This is a genomic window from Aquitalea denitrificans, assembly GCF_009856625.1.
GTDB classification, from domain to species: Bacteria; Pseudomonadota; Gammaproteobacteria; order Burkholderiales; family Chromobacteriaceae; genus Aquitalea; species Aquitalea denitrificans.
On the sequence record NZ_CP047241.1, the window covers coordinates 1154091 to 1170235 of the forward strand.

At 60.4% G+C, this 16145-nt stretch carries 15 protein-coding genes and 1 riboswitch; of the genes, 9 read left to right on the forward strand and 6 right to left on the reverse strand.

Annotated features, from left to right (window positions below):
- Positions 1 to 577: 577 nt before the first annotated feature.
- Together GSR16_RS05270 and GSR16_RS05275 are read left to right on the forward strand one after the other, a co-directional pair.
- Positions 578 to 1336, forward strand: a complete 759-nt coding sequence (locus tag GSR16_RS05270; RefSeq protein ID WP_159875483.1) for an outer membrane protein — start codon at positions 578 to 580, stop codon at positions 1334 to 1336.
- A gap of 962 nt (positions 1337 to 2298) precedes the next feature.
- The gene (locus tag GSR16_RS05275; RefSeq protein ID WP_159875484.1) at positions 2299 to 2967 is read left to right on the forward strand and encodes a BRO-N domain-containing protein; all 669 of its coding nucleotides are present in this window, start codon (positions 2299 to 2301) and stop codon (positions 2965 to 2967) included.
- Here GSR16_RS05275 and GSR16_RS05280 read toward each other — a convergent pair.
- The 3 genes from GSR16_RS05280 to GSR16_RS05290 all read right to left on the reverse strand — a co-directional run bounded on the left by GSR16_RS05280 (position 2964) and on the right by GSR16_RS05290 (position 6062).
- Positions 2964 to 4151 (reverse strand): DUF1501 domain-containing protein, encoded by a 1188-nt coding sequence (locus GSR16_RS05280; protein WP_159875485.1) that lies wholly within the window; start codon positions 4149 to 4151, stop codon positions 2964 to 2966. The two genes, GSR16_RS05275 and GSR16_RS05280, sit on opposite strands and share 4 nt — an antisense overlap.
- Before the next feature lie 21 nt (positions 4152 to 4172).
- The gene (locus tag GSR16_RS05285) at positions 4173 to 5615 is read right to left on the reverse strand and encodes a DUF1800 domain-containing protein (protein ID WP_240902605.1); all 1443 of its coding nucleotides are present in this window, start codon (positions 5613 to 5615) and stop codon (positions 4173 to 4175) included.
- 111 nt (positions 5616 to 5726) lie between these two features.
- Positions 5727 to 6062 (reverse strand): hypothetical protein, encoded by a 336-nt coding sequence (locus tag GSR16_RS05290; RefSeq protein WP_167522554.1) that lies wholly within the window; start codon positions 6060 to 6062, stop codon positions 5727 to 5729.
- Between the two features lie 191 nt (positions 6063 to 6253).
- Positions 6254 to 6347: riboswitch (TPP riboswitch) on the forward strand.
- A gap of 62 nt (positions 6348 to 6409) precedes the next feature.
- Between GSR16_RS05290 and GSR16_RS05295 the strand changes: the two genes are divergently transcribed.
- From GSR16_RS05295 to GSR16_RS05310, 4 genes are read left to right on the forward strand one after another with little or no spacing between them, the layout of a single operon-like run.
- Positions 6410 to 7411 carry a thiamine ABC transporter substrate-binding protein gene (locus tag GSR16_RS05295; protein ID WP_476726928.1) on the forward strand — a complete coding sequence of 334 codons (1002 nt, stop codon included), beginning with the start codon at positions 6410 to 6412 and terminating at the stop codon, positions 7409 to 7411.
- Positions 7411 to 7980, forward strand: coding sequence for a GNAT family N-acetyltransferase (locus tag GSR16_RS05300; RefSeq protein WP_159875488.1), 570 nt, complete (start codon positions 7411 to 7413; stop codon positions 7978 to 7980). Before GSR16_RS05295 ends, GSR16_RS05300 begins: the two co-directional genes overlap by 1 nt.
- Entirely contained in the window at positions 7977 to 9524 is a 1548-nt protein-coding gene (locus GSR16_RS05305) for an ABC transporter permease (protein WP_159875489.1), read from the forward strand. The genes GSR16_RS05300 and GSR16_RS05305 overlap by 4 nt, the downstream gene beginning before the upstream one ends.
- A 1-nt stretch (position 9525) precedes the next feature.
- Positions 9526 to 10479, forward strand: coding sequence for an ABC transporter ATP-binding protein (locus GSR16_RS05310; RefSeq protein ID WP_159875490.1), 954 nt, complete (start codon positions 9526 to 9528; stop codon positions 10477 to 10479).
- A 7-nt stretch (positions 10480 to 10486) separates the two neighbouring features.
- Here the strand turns inward: GSR16_RS05310 and GSR16_RS05315 are convergent, their stop codons facing one another.
- From GSR16_RS05315 to GSR16_RS05325, 3 genes are all read right to left on the reverse strand, one after another.
- Positions 10487 to 10993, reverse strand: coding sequence for a YbaK/EbsC family protein (locus tag GSR16_RS05315; RefSeq protein ID WP_159875491.1), 507 nt, complete (start codon positions 10991 to 10993; stop codon positions 10487 to 10489).
- A 91-nt stretch (positions 10994 to 11084) separates the two neighbouring features.
- Complete coding sequence (locus tag GSR16_RS05320) at positions 11085 to 12209, reverse strand: methyl-accepting chemotaxis protein (protein WP_159875492.1); 1125 nt, start codon at positions 12207 to 12209, stop codon at positions 11085 to 11087.
- A gap of 232 nt (positions 12210 to 12441) precedes the next feature.
- On the reverse strand, positions 12442 to 12930 hold the full coding sequence (locus tag GSR16_RS05325) for an Lrp/AsnC ligand binding domain-containing protein (protein ID WP_045846107.1): 489 nt from the start codon (positions 12928 to 12930) through the stop codon (positions 12442 to 12444).
- A gap of 135 nt (positions 12931 to 13065) precedes the next feature.
- On the opposite strand from GSR16_RS05325, the gene GSR16_RS05330 reads away from it, so the two are divergent.
- The 3 genes from GSR16_RS05330 (at position 13066) to GSR16_RS05340 (ending at position 16090) form a co-directional block, all read left to right on the forward strand.
- On the forward strand, positions 13066 to 14376 hold the full coding sequence (locus GSR16_RS05330) for a D-amino acid dehydrogenase (RefSeq protein ID WP_159875493.1): 1311 nt from the start codon (positions 13066 to 13068) through the stop codon (positions 14374 to 14376).
- A 4-nt stretch (positions 14377 to 14380) separates the two neighbouring features.
- Entirely contained in the window at positions 14381 to 15448 is a 1068-nt protein-coding gene (gene alr / locus GSR16_RS05335; RefSeq protein WP_159875494.1) for an alanine racemase, read from the forward strand.
- Between the two features lie 162 nt (positions 15449 to 15610).
- Complete coding sequence (locus GSR16_RS05340) at positions 15611 to 16090, forward strand: hypothetical protein (protein ID WP_159875495.1); 480 nt, start codon at positions 15611 to 15613, stop codon at positions 16088 to 16090.
- Positions 16091 to 16145: the final 55 nt, after the last annotated feature.

The following is a 16145-nucleotide window of genomic DNA, read 5'->3' on the forward strand; positions in this document are numbered from 1 at the left end:
GTTAATGCCATCGTGCTAACATGGCTGGTGTCGGCCAGGAGTGGCCGATCTCTTTTTCTTAAATCCGGACACTTGAGGCGCTGCTCCGGTTTGAAAGCTGCCTGATGGCCAATATCGACATATCGACAAAAGCCGCCGCTGGCACTAGTTCAGTTGATTGGCGGGTGTTGTTCGCGTAGCCGCCATTGAAGCGACATGCAACCTGAAGGTCTCTTTGTTTTTCCGGCGGATGCGAAATCCTCAGCTTGTTGCGTTCGCTCAATCCGGTGGCAGTTATTCTGAGTCGTGGAGCTACTACTCTTATGATGATTACCCTTGATCTCTATGACTTAAAATCGACCTTGACAGGTTTTCGATGCAGAGTATCAGCGCATGGGTTGACGTACAAAAGCCACCGTTTTGCTAACATTCATCAGGCAAATATAGAGAGATCCGAGTCTGATTTTTTCATCACCGGTTTTCATGGCGGTGCGACTTTATGTGGGCTTGAGTTGTTGCCACCGGTCATGTTAGCGTGTGGTTTCGTTTTCCGTGCAAACCAGCCAGCTTAAATTATTTAGTCCATATTTGGGATCCCATGAAATTTTCGATTATCGGATTTCGGTCCGCGTGTGCCGTTTCCATGCTATTTGCCGCGAATATCTCAAACGCGGAAAGCCAGAGTTTTGATGGTAATTATGTTGGCGTATCGCTTGGATACAGCCAGTTATCCGTGCACGAGGGTATGGCTACGTGGTCGCAAGCCGGATCGATAGACTACATCGGCAGCGGAGGACGAGATTCCCATTCGAATGCCGCTATCGGTGGCCTTAACGTGGGCCGTAACTGGCAGTTCGAGAATTTCGTTATCGGAGCGGAGCTTGGCGGCAGCTTATTGGATGGCAAAGCTAACGGCACCCTCCTCTCCTATGACTCAACACTCGGAAGTCCATCAAATCACGTCGCCTCAAGCACAAAGCTCAAGTCGTTCGTAAACGTCAAAGCAAAGTTGGGATACGTCATCGACAGTCAAACGATGATTTATGGGATGGCAGGAATCGCCTCCGGACGGGTCTCCAGAACAGCAACTGGTTTAACGGGTACAACAGGCGATGTATTTTTAGACGCCGGTGTAAGCAGCACCAATACCAAAACCATGATTGGATATACATACGGAATTGGTATCGAGAAAATATGCTCGAAACAATTTTCCTTGAAATTCGAGCTTAACTATATTGACCTTGGGAGCAAGGATTTTTCGTATGGCGGGACGACCTTTCTTGTCCCCTCCAGAATGAGCCAGTCTGTCAAGGTCACTAACTCCACCGCTTCTTTTATTTTGGCTTATAAATTTTAATTTCGACGAATTCGGTTATCTCATGGCAGAACGGCGGCTAGCTGATAGAGAGCGGTCAGAATCAGCCCAAAGGCTGACCGTCGGCTTTGGCCGAATTACTGTAGTTCAATGAATACGTCTAGAATGACGGCTTCGGGTCGAAAGCAGAAGTTCTACTGTTAGTGGTTTTGATTCGGCACACGAAGCCACCCACATCGCCTGATTCCCCACCGCACCAACGCGCCCATGGGCCCCATCAAGCATGCCGACGGGTGGCCGGGGCGAGGTGTTAAGGCCTGCCTGTCTGAGCGATTTGACGTTAGCAAATTGCGAGTTCAGGCGCGCCTCGCACCGGGCGGGACCTGCCGGGCAGCCGCAGGCCATGCTTGCCGGGGTGGCCTTGGAGATGAAATAGGGCTTGGCCAGGCAAGCCCTATTTCCCGTCCGCCGCGCGGAAGCGGCAATGCAAAACACTATCCGCGTGAGCGGAGGCAAAACCTGATGATTTCCGCCACTTAAACAGGTTGTATCTACTCGCACCGTGGCGGAACGCCCCAGTAAATTCCGGAGCTTCCGCCCTATGGGCTGGATCCTTGTCAAAGCCATGCGCGGTGAAGATTTTTCCTGCAATGCGCTGGCATGTACCCTCAGGTGTTACGGGGAAATCCTAAATGCTGACATACCTGCACATCTTGCCAGTGCTTACAGGGGTCTTTACTCTTGTCGGCCCAAGTTACGGGTCCTAGCCTTGCCAAGCTGTGTTAATCCACATGGTCGGGTCTGGCGATCCGTTTACGGCTTGGACAGGCAAAATAATTAATAAGCCTGTTTGCACACCTGCACGCATTGATGTTTCTATGGCGGGCCAGGTGGGGAGACCTTCGGGTCTGCCGGGTCCAAGTAACCGGTTCGCCAGCCCCGCTTTGGCCTGCCACCCGCCTGGCGACGAGTTGGCAGCTAACCGTTCAACTTGGAGTCTGTTTATGGGCAAGCGTCATTCATTATCTTCTGTTAGTCCTCCTCGCAAGTTTACTTTTCATCGCAAGCAGCTCCGTGTCTTCCCGCTCGAACAAGGCCCGCGCTTTGTCGCGGCGGATATCGCCAAACTGCTGAAATACCGGGATGAAACCGCCCTGCAAACCGCGCTGGGCAAAAAGGCCGGTTGCCTGCTGACGCCCGCCAGCGGCCCGGCCCTGCTCACCCTGAGCGAAACAGAGCTGCGCGATGTCCTGTGCGCCTGCGGCAAGCCACAGGCAAGACAACTGCAACACTGGCTGGACGATACCTTGCTACCGGTCTTGCGCAAGGAGACAGGGCCAGACCACGACAAGCTGCAACTGGCCTATGCACTGGCTGATGAAGCCGCGCGGCAGGTGGGGCTGGCGGTATGGGAGTCGGTATTGGCGGGGGAGGCGGACTGGCAGCAGTCGCGCTGGCTGATTTCCCTGCACTATCAGGCCGAGCAGGGGCAGCGGCGGCCATCCGGCAAAACGGTGGCCTTGCAGGCCGAGGTGAATACGCTGGCGGCTTTGGCTGAGCGTGTGGCGGCGGGTGGGGCGCTGCCGGTCAGCACGCGCGAGCTGATCAAACTGGCGGCAGCCTGTCATCTGCGCCTGGCCGAGCGCATGCAAAAACAGGCGCTGCGGGCTTAGGCGCGCAAGACGGGCAGCCGGCCAAAGCGCTGGCCGAACAGGCTGGTGGCGTCTTTCCCCCACCAGTCTTGCACCACGGTGCTGTACAGCTGGCGGAAGTCGATGGCGTAGGGCAGGTTGCCATCGGTCAGCCCGGCCAGCGGGGCGGTCTGGCCGTACAGGCCGCCCTTGACGCGTCCGCCCAGCAGAAAGTGGTTGTTGGCGGTGCCGTGGTCGGTGCCGCGATTGCCGTTTTCGCGCGGGCGGCGGCCAAATTCGGCATAACTCAATACCAGGGTGTCGTCCCAGCGGCCTTGGGCCTGCATGCGGGTTTTGAGCAGGGCAAGTCCGTCGGCCAGTTCGCCCAGCAGGCGGGCCTGGGTGGGCTGCTGGTTGCCGTGGGTGTCAAAGCCGGTAAGGGTGATGCGCGCCACGGCAATGCGGGTGCCGTTTTGCAGAATGTCGGCCAGGGTGTTGATGGCCTGGGCAAAGCCGCCTGCGGCCTTGGGAGGTGCGGTGGGAGCGTCGGCCGGGTTGGCCGGTGGTTTCATGGGCGCTTGTTGCAGGGCGCTGGCGGCGGTGCGGATGTCGCCTTCCACTTTCAGGATGTGGGACAGCGCGCTGCTGTGGGCACCGGCTTGCTGGTCCGCCGCCAGCTTGGCCTGACGGGCAAAGTCTTGCGGATTGCTCAGCACCACGGCGCGGGCGCCGCCATCCAGCGGCCCCAGATTCTGGCTGGACAGCACCACGCCATCGGCAGCAAAACCGGGCGGGGTGGGCTGGCTGCGAAACAGCCGGGTGAGCCAGCCTTCGCCCAGATACTGATTGCTGGCCGAGGCGGTTTCCCAGATTTCAATGGAACGGAAGTGGGACAGATTGGGCTCCGGGTAGCCTACGCCTTGCAGCACGGCCACTTCCTGGTTTTGCCACAGCGGCAGCAGGCTTTGCATGGCCGGGTGCAGGCCCACTTGTTCGCTCAGTTGCAGTACTTGCGGGCGGGCAATGCCGATGCTGGGGCGCAGGCGGTAATAGTCGTCGCTGCTGTAGGGGATGACGGTGTTCAGCCCGTCATTGCCGCCCTTGAGTTCCACCAGTACCAGCAGGCGCTGGTAGCCGGCCGGGGCCAGTGCATAGCTGAGATTGGGCAGTACCGATACCAGCAGGCCGGCACCCATGGCTTTGAGAAATTCGCGGCGTTGAAACATGGCGGTTTCCTTGTGATCGGTTCAGTGCACTTGATAGGCCGGGTCCAGCAGCAGCGGGGCAATGGCTTGTGCGCCATTCATGTCGGCGGGCAAGGGCTGGGCCGGGGGCACCGCCAGCAGCAGGCGCGTGGCATCGGCGGCAGTGTTGACATGGTAGATGGCGGCCCATTCGTCCGGTTGCAGCTTGATGGGGCGCAGACCGGCCTGCACCAGGCGGCGGATGCGCGCTTCGCGGCCACGTTGCTCGTCCATCTGGCCATCGGCGCTGACAAAGCTGTTGCGGATGGGGGCGGCGTCGTGGCTCAGGCGGTCGAGAAACTGTTTGCGGGTGAGCAGGGTGGTGCTGTTGATCCAGGCATCGCCACCGGGCCAGCCCTTGACATTGGGCGGGTTGAACACGTCCTGCCCCAGTTGGCGGTTGAGTCCGGCCAGCGCGCGCCAGTCCGGCGGGGTGAGGTCGAAGGTCACCAGCGTGCCCACGGTCAGCTCCACTGGCGATTTCACCAGCTGGCCCTGGCTGTTCCAGAAGGCCGGGGTGAGCAGCATGGCGCGCAGCAGCGGGCGGATTTCATAATTGTCGCGGTAAAACAGCGCGGACAGGCGCTGGATGTCGGCCTCGTTCGGTGTGGGGGAGACCAGGTATTTCCATAGCTTGAGGGTGACAAAGCGGGCGGTTTGCGGCTTGCGCAGCAGCATGTCCAGCACGTCGTCGCCATCGAAATTGCCCTGCTGGCCAAAGATGGTCTTGTCGCCGTTGTCATGCAGGTTCGGTCGGTAGATGAATTGGAAATCCTTGTCCAGCGACCAGCCGGTAAAGGCGCGGGCGGCTTCGCGGATGTCCTGTTCGCTGTAATGGCCTTCGCCCAGGGTGAACAGCTCCATCACCTCGCGGGCAAAGTTTTCATTGGGCTGGCCCTTGCGGTTATTCACCGTGTCCAGGTAGCGCATCATGGCCGGGTCGCGGGCGATGGCATGTAATAGCTGGCCGAAATTGCCCAGCGCCTGCTTGCGCAGCAAAACATTCTGTTGATACATCAGCTGCGGCACGCCCACTTTATCCAGGCCGGAAACAAAATGGTTGTGCCAGAACAGGGTCATCTTTTCGGTCAGCGGGCTGGGGCTGATGCGCATTTCCTCCAACCACCAGCCGCGCAATTCCTGCGCATGTTCGTTGCGCTCTTTTTGCAGGGCTTTCTTTTCGTCTTCGCTCAGATTGGGTTTGCCCGGTCGTTCAAACGGTTCGTTGACCCAGGCGGGCGGGGCGGTGAGGGCGCTGTAGCTGAGGTAATCGAGCAGCCGGTCCACCGCCTGCTGGCGGCTGAGCGGTGCATACAGGGCGATCTGGGCCGGATTGGCCCCAAAGCCGGTGCGGGACAGCAGGTGACGTGCGCCTTCCACACCGATGCCGGCCCAGGCCTGTAACGGTAGCAAAGCAAGCAGAAGCAGACGGATGGCAGTGTTCACGAATGGCCTCGCAGCAAAGACCGGCCCGCAACACGGGCAGGCAGAGGGCTGCTGCCGCGTTGCGGGGAGCGGTAGGATAGTGCCGGCAGTTAGCCGGCTCACGGCTGGATTTTACTTGCCGATTTCCTTGCTGACGGTGTTTTCTTCCCGGTTCAGGGTTTTTTGTTCCTGCTTGCTGATATGACCGTGGTTCTTGCGGGCATCGGCACGTTCCTGCTGGCGGATGGCGCGGTCTTGCTGGTGCAGTTCACGGGCTTTCTGCTTGCCGATTTCACCTTCCTTGCGTTCCTGGTGAATGCGCTTGTCCTGATTGGCCAGACGGTGGTTCACTTCAGCGCGGCGCGGGTGCTGTTTTTGCCATTCGGTTTCTGCCGAGGCGCTGGCGGACAAGGTGGCAAAGGTGACGGCGGACAGGCTGATCAGCATGATGCGGGTGGTCAGTTTCATGGTGGTGCTCCCTGGGTTATCTGTAGTTGCTGCGGTTGAACAAGCGTGCTGTTGTTGTGAATTCATCATGGTGGGAAAGTGTGTACAATCCATTGTTTGTTGGCGGCAGGGTGTTAATTTCCGTGAAAAATCGGTAACGCTTTGTAAGCGAAGGACCAGCAAACATGTCGGCGTGCGCCACTACGGGCCACGCCAGTCACCAGGGGTGCCGCTGTTACGGGCTGAGAAACACCCTAGAACCTGAACTGGATAATGCCAGCGGAGGGAGCGTGATGCAGAAGGACCCACCATCTGTTGTTCCGCTTGCTCCGGCGATTGCGCTTTGTCGCACGGAGAATGTCATGCAATTGTTCAAAACCACTACCTTGCTGGCTGCACTGCTGTTTGCCGGCCTGTCCCAGGCTGCCGAATTGCGCGTGCTGACGCATGCTTCCTTTGCCGTGGCCAAACCGTTGCTGGCCGAGTTTGAAAAGCAGAACGGCGTGAAGCTGAGCATCATCAAGGCAGGGGATGCCGGCGAGATGGTCAACAAGCTGATCCTGACCCGTGCCAACCCGATTGCCGACGTGGTGTACGGTATCGACAATACCCTGATTGGCAAGGCCGAGGCCGCTGGCGTGCTGCTGCCGATGAGCGACAAGGGCGGCGTGGTGTCGCTGCCCGGCGCGGTGAGCATCGATTACGGCTATGTCACGCTCAACTACGACAAGGCCTGGTTTGCCAAAAAGCAGCTGCCGCTGCCCAAAACGCTGGATGACCTGACCCGCCCGGCCTACAAGGACCTGCTGGTGGTGGAAAACCCGGCCACCTCCAGCCCCGGCCTGGCTTTTTTGCTGTCCACCATTTCCGCCATGGGTGAAGCCAAGGCCATGGCCTTCTGGGGCAAGCTGCGTGATAACGGCGTGAAGGTGAGCAAGGGCTGGACCGAAGCCTATTACACTGATTTCTCCCGCAATGGCGGTGCGCGCCCCATCGTGGTGAGCTATGCCACCAGCCCGGCGGCGGAAGTGTTCTACAGCAAGGAAAAACTGACCGCTTCGCCAACGGGCAACCTGTTGTTGCCCGGTGCCGTGTTCCAGCAAGTGGAAGGCGCGGCGCTGGTGAAGGGCGGCAAGGAAGCGGCACTGGCGCGCAAGTTTGTCGAATTCCTGCGTTCGGACGCGGTGCAGAAGGATATTCCCACCAGCATGTGGATGTACCCGGTGCAGCCGGGCACTGCGCTGGACCCGGTATTCCAGCATGCAGAAAAGCCGACGGCGCACACCACGCCGGATAGCCGCCAGATTGCCGCCAAGACCACCGCCTGGGTGGGCAAGTGGACCCGCATCGTGTTGAAGTCCGGCCAGTAATGCAGGCCAGCCCCGCGATTGCCGACATCCTCAGCCCGCGGCTGATCCTGCGTCATCTGACGCCGGACATGCTGCGGGCCAGCATGCAGGCGCGGCTGGCCGAAGCGGCGCGCTGGCTGGGCGCACCCTTGCCCATCAGCTGGCTGGAGGAGGCGGCAGTGATGTCGCTGCGGCTGGACCAGATGGAAAACGAGCCGGACTATGCGCCATGGTCGATGCGCGCCATGCTGTTGCGCGAAACCGGCCAGCTGGTGGGGCATATCAACTTTCACACCTGTCCGGGCCACCCTTACCTGAAGGGGCGCGGTGATGTGGAGTTGGGCTATACCGTGCTGCCGGAATTCCGTCGTCAGGGTTATGCCACCGAAGCCTTGCTGGCCTGTGCCGACTGGGCAGCGCACACCGCCGGGGTAAAGCGTTTTGTCTTGTCCATCAGCCCGGACAATCTGCCCTCGCAGCAACTGGCGGCCCGGCTGGGCTTTCGCTGGCTGGAGCGGGTGGAAGACCCGGAGGACGGTCCGGAAGACGTGCTGGTGGCCGATTGGCCTTTCCAGCAGGACCATGCATGACAGCGCGCCGCCGTACCCTTGCGCTGGCGCTGTTGCCGCTGGTCTTTCTGCTGCTGATGTCCATCCTGCCCTTGCTGCGTTTGCTGCAAGAGGGGCAGGGGCAATTTTCTGTTGGCCTGCTGGCCGATTCCTACCTGCAATGGCGTATTGTCTGGTCCCTGCTGCAAGCGGCGGCCAGCTGTGTGGCCGCGCTGCTGGTGGGCCTGCCGCTGGCCTGGTGTCTGGCGCGCTATCAGTTTCCGGGGCGCAGCCTGACATTGCGCCTGCTGATGCTGCCCTTTGTCATGCCCACGCTGGTGGCGGGCATGGGCGTGCTGGCGCTGTTCGGCCCGCAAGGCTTGCTTGGCATCAATCTGCAGGACACGCCCTGGCTGTTGCTGTACGGCAATCTGTTTTTCAATCTGCCACTGGTGATTCGTGCCGCGTGTGAAGGCTTGTCCCAGATACCGGCCAGCCGGATTGCGGCGGCGCGCACACTGGGCGCCACGCCGTGGCGGGTGTTCTGGCGGGTGGAGTGGCCGGCAGTGCGGCCTTGGTTGTGGTCGGCGCTGTGCCTGGTGTTTTTGTATTGCTTTTCCGGTTTTGGTCTGGCGCTGCTGCTGGGCGGACAGCGTTATGCCACGGTGGAGGTGGAAATCTACCAGTTGGTGGCTTACGAGCTGAATCTGGCGGATGCCGGTGCGCTGGCCTTGCTGATGCTGCTGGTGACCGGGCTGATGGCCACGCTGTATGCCTGGCTGGAACGCAGGCTGGCTGCACCGCTGAAGGTGGACCCGCTGCTGCCGCGCCCGCCGCATGGCGCACAATGGCTGCAACTGTTGGCCGCGCTGGGGGTGCTGCTGTTGTTTGGCGGTTTGCCGCTGCTGGCCGTGCTGTGGAAGGCCGCTCAGGCCTGGTGGCTGCTGGGGCCGGAGGTGCTGGCGGATGAAGATGTGCGTCTGGCCTTGCTCAACTCTGCCCGTTTCAGTGCGCTGGCAGTGCTGATGGCGGCGGGGCTGGGCTGCCTGCATGCGCTGGCCGCACGCACCAGTCTCGCTTTGCGGGCGTTGGCCTTTCTGCCCTTCATCGTGTCGCCGGTGTGCCTGGCGTTTGGCCTGTTGCTGCTCTATCCGCAATGGACGGCCAGTCTTGCCTTGCTGCTGGCCACCTATGCCTTGCTGGCCTATCCCTTTGTGGCGCGTAGCCTGGCCGGTGCGCTGGACAGCCTGCCGCCGCATTGGCCGCAGGCGGCGCGCAGCCTGGGGGCTTCGCCGCTGCGAACCTTTACCCGGGTGTTGTGGCCCTTGTTGCAACCGGCTTTCCGCCGTGGCCTGGCTTTTGCCGCTGCCACCGCGCTGGGCGAGTTTGCCGTCACCCTGTTTTTGTCGCGGCCGGAGTGGCTGACGCTCACCACGCTGATTTACCAGCGGCTGGGTCGGCCCGGTCCGGACAATGCCGCGCTGGCCATGTTGTTGTCCGCCGTGCTGATGCTGCTGGCCTTGCTGGCGTTTGTGGCGATCGAATGGCCATCGGCTGCCGAGCGCCCATTGAAGAAGGAGTCCTGACATGCTGCAACTGGATGGGGTATGCAAGCGCTTTGGCGACAAGCTGGTGGCCGACCGGCTGAGCCTGCAACTGGCCAAGGGCGAGGTGCTGGCCTTGCTGGGGCCGTCCGGTGGCGGCAAGAGCACCTTGCTGAAGATGATTGCCGGGCTGGAGCCGGTGGACGGCGGGCGCATCCTGTTTGCCGGGCAGGATCTGGCTGCGGTGCCGGTGGAACAGCGTGGCTTTGCGCTGATGTTTCAGGATTTTGCGCTGTTTCCGCACCTGGATGTGCTGGGTAATGTCTGCTTCGGCCTGCGGGAGCGCGGCATGGCCCGCCTGGCGGCACAGCAGCAGGCGCGCGCCTGTTTGCAGCAACTGGGGCTGGCCGGCATGGAAACGCGCAAGGTGTGGACCTTGTCCGGCGGCGAGCAACAGCGCGTGGCACTGGCGCGGGCGCTGGTGACCACACCGCGGCTGCTATTGCTGGACGAGCCGTTTTCCAGCCTGGATGCCGACCTGCGCCGCCAGTTGCAGCTGGAGTTCCGCCAGCAATTACAGCGTCAGTGCATGCCGGCCATGCTGGTGACCCACGACCGGGAAGAGGCGTTTGCCCTGGCCGACCGGGTGGCCGTGCTCAGGGGTGGCCGCATTGTGCAGTGTGCCAGCCCGGCGCAACTGCTGGCAGCACCAGCCACACCCTGGCTGGCGCGCTTCATCGGCTATGAAAACGTGCTGGAGGAGGGCGTGGTGCCGGAGCAGGCCCTGTGCCTGGGCGCGGACCAGCCGCTGGCACAGGTACAACGCATCATCCAACTGGCTGATGGCGTGCGGGTGACGGTGGCCAGCACGCAAGGGGAACTGACGCTGACCTTGTCGGCGCGTGAGCTGGCGCGCTATGGTGCCAACTTGCAGGTGGGCGGCACGCTGGCGGTGGGCATAGACCGCAGCGCCATGCTGCGCTATGCCGCCGCCTGAACGCGGCTTAACTGGCTGCGGCAGTGAGTGTGCTGACGCTGCCGCTATCGGCGCTGGACTGGCACACATCCACCCAGCGGGCATCGGTAATCTCGGCCATCAGCGCCGGGCTGATGCGCACTGCGCTGTGAATGGCACCGGCAGCCGGGAGTACCTCGTCAAAGTCGCGCAGCGAGGCATCCATATAGACCGGTAGCGGCTGCGCCAGGCCAAACGGGCAGACACCGCCTACCGGGTGGCCGGTCAGCTCCACCACTTCTTCCACCGCCAGCATCTTGCCCTTGCCAAAGGCTTCCTTGAACTTGCGGTTGTCGATGCGGGCATCGCCGCGGGTGACCAGAATGATCACCTCGCCGCCATTCAGGCGAAAAGACAGGGTTTTGGCAATGCGCCCCGGCTCCACGCCGTGGGCTTGGGCGGCCAGCGCCACGGTGGCGGTGCTGACTTCCAGTTCGATGATGGGGATGTCCAGTTGGCGGCTGGCAAAAAAATCGCGGACGGATTGCAGGCTCATGAATTAAAGAAAAGGGCTGGGGAGAACAGCCCTCACAGTAAACGCAGGCAGTAGCGCTGGCAAGAGGGCTGCCTGCCGGGTGTTGTCGGTATCAGTGACGGGCGATTTCTCCCAGCTTGTCGCTGATATCCTGCGCAGTGGCTGCCTGTTCTTCAGCCGCGTTGGCGATTTCTATCACCACATCGCGCACCCGGTTGATTTCTTCAACAATGGCGGCGATGGCCGCCTCGGCAGCGGCAAAGTCACGTTCTGTGGTCTTTACCTGTTCGCGCCCTTTGTCCATGGCGCTGATATTGCTGCTTACCTCCTGCTGGATGTCGCGAATCATGGTGCCGATTTCCTGGGTGGCCTTGGTGGTGCGCTCGGCCAGCTTGCGTACCTCGTCCGCCACCACGGCAAAGCCGCGCCCCATCTCCCCGGCCCGTGCGGCTTCGATGGCGGCATTCAAGGCCAGCAGATTGGTTTGGTCGGCGATGTCCTTGATCACGCTGACAATCTGGCCGATGGTTTCCGATTGCTGACCCAGCGAACCCAGATTATCTGCGGTACTGCTTACCAGCTTGCTGACCGCACGCATGGCCGTGGCATTGTTTTCGATCATGCCCTTGCCATCGCGTGCACGCTTGAGCATTTCCTCCGAGGAGTTGGAGGCGGAGGAGGTGCGCTGGGCCACCATTTCTATGGTGGTGGTCATGGCCTGGATATTGCTGGACAACTCATCGATGCGATCTTCCAGAAACAGCCGGCGCTGGTCATTGGCATCGCGCAAGCGTTGTGCTTCCAGTTCCGAGGAAATGTCCTGAAAGCTGGCCATGAAGCACAGCAGCTTGTTGCTGTCCTGTTCGTCCCAGATGGGAAACACCTTGGTTTTGAAGGTGACGCTGCCAACCGGAATCAGCGCCTCGTGGTGGTTGATGCGCCGCGCTGCGATATCGCGCAGGATCTGGCGGATTCGTTCCGGGTCGCGGTGAAACTGGTGGATGCTGTGCTGAAAGGCATTGCTGACATCCACACCGGAGCGAAACTTCTGGTTCATCATATTGCGATGCTGTGCCAATGCATCGCGCGCGGTGTGGTTCATGTAGAAAATGGTGTTGTCCGGCGTGGTGTCCGCCAGCATGATCAGGTTGTCCACGTAATCCAGCATGGCGCTGAACTGGTGTAGCTGCCTGAGGTATGCAGGCTTGTCCTGTTTGTCGCGCTTGAATCCGAACATGGGGTGCTCCGGTTGTGGTTAAGCTGCGGTACGTTTGCGCCAGCGGCCTCACCCCAATGCCGGCGAGTGTGCCGCATGGTGTGGAGCCTGCGCAAACCGTTGCAATGACTTCTTGCATGAAAAACTGCAGTAAACCACTCCGGTATACGTGGCCGGGGTTTTGGATGGCAAGTCAGAACAGGCCTGTGCTGGCAGCAGGTACAGCCTGCTGCCGACCTTCACTGGCTGCCGCCTATTCCGGCAGAGCCAGCATATGGGTTTCCTTCACTTCCTCCATCACCACATAGCTGCGTGACTCATTGGCATTGGGCAGCTGCAGCAGGATTTCCCCCAGCAGCTTGCGGTACATGGACATGTCCGGAATGCGGGCCTTGATCAGGTAATCGTATTCGCCGGACACCAGATGGCATTCCAGGATTTCCGGGATGTTCTGGATTTCGCGGCGGAAGGCATCAAAGATATTGCCCGACTTGGCCGACAGCTTGATCTCCACGAATACCAGCAGTGACGCGCCCATGGCGTGCGGGTTGAGCCGGGCGTAATAGCCTTCGATCACGCCGTCGCGCTCCAGCCGCCTTACCCGTTCGGTGCAGGGCGTGGTGGACAGTCCCACCTTTTCTGCCAGCTCCGTCATGGCGATGCGGCCATTTTTCTGCAACCATTTCAATATCTTAAGATCGATCTTGTCCAGCTCACGGGCGTGGGTATGTTTCACTTTCATGATTCACTACCAATCTTGATTTTTACAAGAAATTTGAATGAGATTTACTAATACTTTGGTGAATAAAACTGCATTGAAATAAATATACTACATAAAATCACTAAGCGCATGATGCGCGGCACGGAGAAAGAGGAAATGAAGGTAATCGTACTGGGTGGCGGCGTGGTGGGTGTATCCACTGCATGGTATCTGGCCAAGGCTGGCGTTGAGGTGACTGTTCTGGAGCGTCAGGATGGCGTGGCACTGGAGACCAGTTTCGGCAATGCTGGCCAGATCTCCCCGGGCTATTCCGCACCGTGGGCGGCCCCGGGTATTCCCACCAAAGCCATCAAGTGGATGTTCCAGCGCCATGCGCCGCTGGCCATTCAGCCGGATGGCAGCGTTTACCAGTTGCAGTGGATTGCCAAGATGCTGGCCAACTGCAATGAAAAATCCTACGCCCTCAACAAGAGCCGCATGATGCGTCTGGCGGAATACAGCCGCGACATGATCAAGGACCTGCGTGCCGAAACCGGCCTGGATTACGAAGGCCGTCAGGGCGGTACTCTGCAGCTGTTCCGCTCGCAGGCACAAGTAGAAGGCATGGCCAAGGATATCGCCGTACTGAAAGAGTGCGGCGTGGACTTCAATGTGCTGGACCCGGATGGCTGTGCCCGCATCGAGCCGGCACTGGCCAAGGTCAAGCACAAGCTGACCGGCGGCCTGCAATTGCCGAACGACGAAACCGGCGACTGCAATCTGTTTACCAGCCGTCTGGCCGAACTGGCTGCCGCCAAGGGCGTGAAGTTCCGCTTTGGCGTCAATATCTCCGCCATCGAAACCCATAACGGCCGCATCACCGGCGTGCGCATCGGCGACGAAATGCTGACTGCCGACCACTACGTGGTGGCACTGGGCAGCTACTCGCGTGACCTGCTGCAAAACCTGGGCATTGATATTCCGGTATACCCGGTCAAGGGCTACTCGCTGACCGTGCCGATCACCAGCCCCGCCATGGCTCCGGTTTCCACCATTCTGGACGAAACCTACAAGGTGGCCATTACCCGCTTCAACGACCGCATCCGCGTGGGCGGCATGGCCGAGCTGGCCGGTTACAACCTGGACCTCAACCCGCGTCGTCGCGAAACGCTGGAAATGGTGGTGGGTGACCTGTACCCGGATGGCGGCGATATCCCGGCGGCTACTTTCTGGACCGGCTTGCGTCCGATGACCCCGGATGGCACGCCCATTATCGGTGCCACCCGCTTTGCCAACCTGTCGCTCAATACCGGTCACGGTACGCTGGGCTGGACCATGAGCGCCGGTTCCGGCAAGGTGCTGGCCGACCAGATTGTCGGCGTACAACCGGAAATCAGCGTGGACGGCCTGTCCATCCAGCGTTACGCCAAGCAGGGCGAAACCCTGGTGGTGCCGATGCACAGCCGTACCGCCAACGCCGGGGCCTGAGTCGATGCGCCCGCTGATTGCCAGTATCCGGCTGGAAAACCTGCGTCATAACTATCTGTTGGCCAGGCAACTGGCCGGAGGCCCGACACTTGCCGTGATCAAGGCCAATGCCTACGGCCATGGTGCCGTGCATTGTGCCGCAGCGCTGGCCGATGTAGCCGACGGCTTTGCCGTGGCCTGTCTGGAAGAGGCCATCCAGCTACGCGAAGGCGGGGTGACCTTGCCCATCGTGCTGCTGGAAGGTGTGTTCGAAGCGGCTGAGCTGGCCGATGTCGAAGCGCATGGTTTGTGGTTTGTGGTGCAAAGCCAGCAACAGCTGGACATGGTGCTGCAGGCCAATCCAGCCAAGCCCTACACCGTATGGTTGAAGATGGATTCCGGCATGCATCGCGCCGGTTTCTTCCCGCAGGACTACGCCGCCGCGCATTGCAAGCTGATGGCCAGCGGCAAGGTGGGCAAGATCGTCAAGATGAGCCACTTTGCCCGCGCCGACGAACCGCAATTGTCTGCTACCCATGCCCAGCTGGAAGTCTTTGACAGCGTTTGTCGCTATCTGCCGGGCGAGGAGAGTATTGCCAACTCGGCGGGCATCCTGTGCCACGAACGCTCGCACCGTCAGTGGAACCGCGCCGGCATCATGCTGTACGGTGCCTCGCCGCTGCCAGCCGGTTTCGATCAGGGCGCTGCGCTCAAGCCGGTGATGCGACTGACATCGCGTGTGTTTGGCGTGCGTGAACTGGCCGCCGGCGAGCCGGTAGGCTACGGTGCCAGTTTCGTGGCCGAGCGTCCCACCCGCGTGGGCCTGATTGCCTGCGGTTATGCCGATGGTTATCCGCGTCTGGCTTCCACCGGCAGCCCGGTGGCGATTGATGGCGTGCGTTCGCGGGTGATTGGCCGCGTGTCGATGGACATGATGACGGTGGACCTGACCGACCTGCCGCAAGCCGGCATCGGCAGCGAAGTCGAGCTATGGGGCGACACCGTGCATATCAATGAAGTGGCGGCCCAGGCCGGCACTATCTCCTATGAAGTACTGTGCAATGTGAAACGCGCACATTTCCGGTACCGCTGATTTCCTTGTGCTTTGTGTAGTACTTTGTCTCTCGCCCGGTGATGCCGGGCATTTTTTTGTCCGCCACTGGCTGTGTTCTTGCCATACGTCTGCACGGCGCTGCCAATTAATGACAATTGAATGTAAGCTATCGATGGCTGTGGCACGCCTCACTTCGGAGGCTTGCTGGCACCGATCATGGTCGGCCTGTCATTGTCAGCAGGGCTGACCGCAATGAAGACAGGGGAAATCATGCGTCTGGCCAAATGGAATGTTTTTATCCCGGTGTTGGTACTGAGCGAGTTGGTATTCAGCACGGTGCTCATTATCTTGGGGCCGTTGTCTTACCTGCTGGTGTTCATTGCCGTGCTGGTGCTGTTTGCCAAACACGAAGTTTCGCCCCTGGTCCGGCAACCGGCGCGTGAGCAGCGCTATCGCCGTGGGCATTGGCTGCTGGCCATCATGAATGTGCTGGTAGTGCTTGCCCTTGGCCTGCCGTCGCTGCTGTCGGCCTTGTTACATGACGAGAGCAAGATGATGATGTTGTGGTATTCCATGCTGCTTTATCCCATTGCTCCTCCGGTCTGGGCGATCGGCCTTGTCATGGTGTTGACTTCGCGCGCAGTCCCGCCTTGTGCAGCGCAGCTTGGGAATCCGGAGTGATGGCACAGACAAAAAAACACCCCGCCAGTGTGACTGGTCGGGGTCTGCAGGGTCA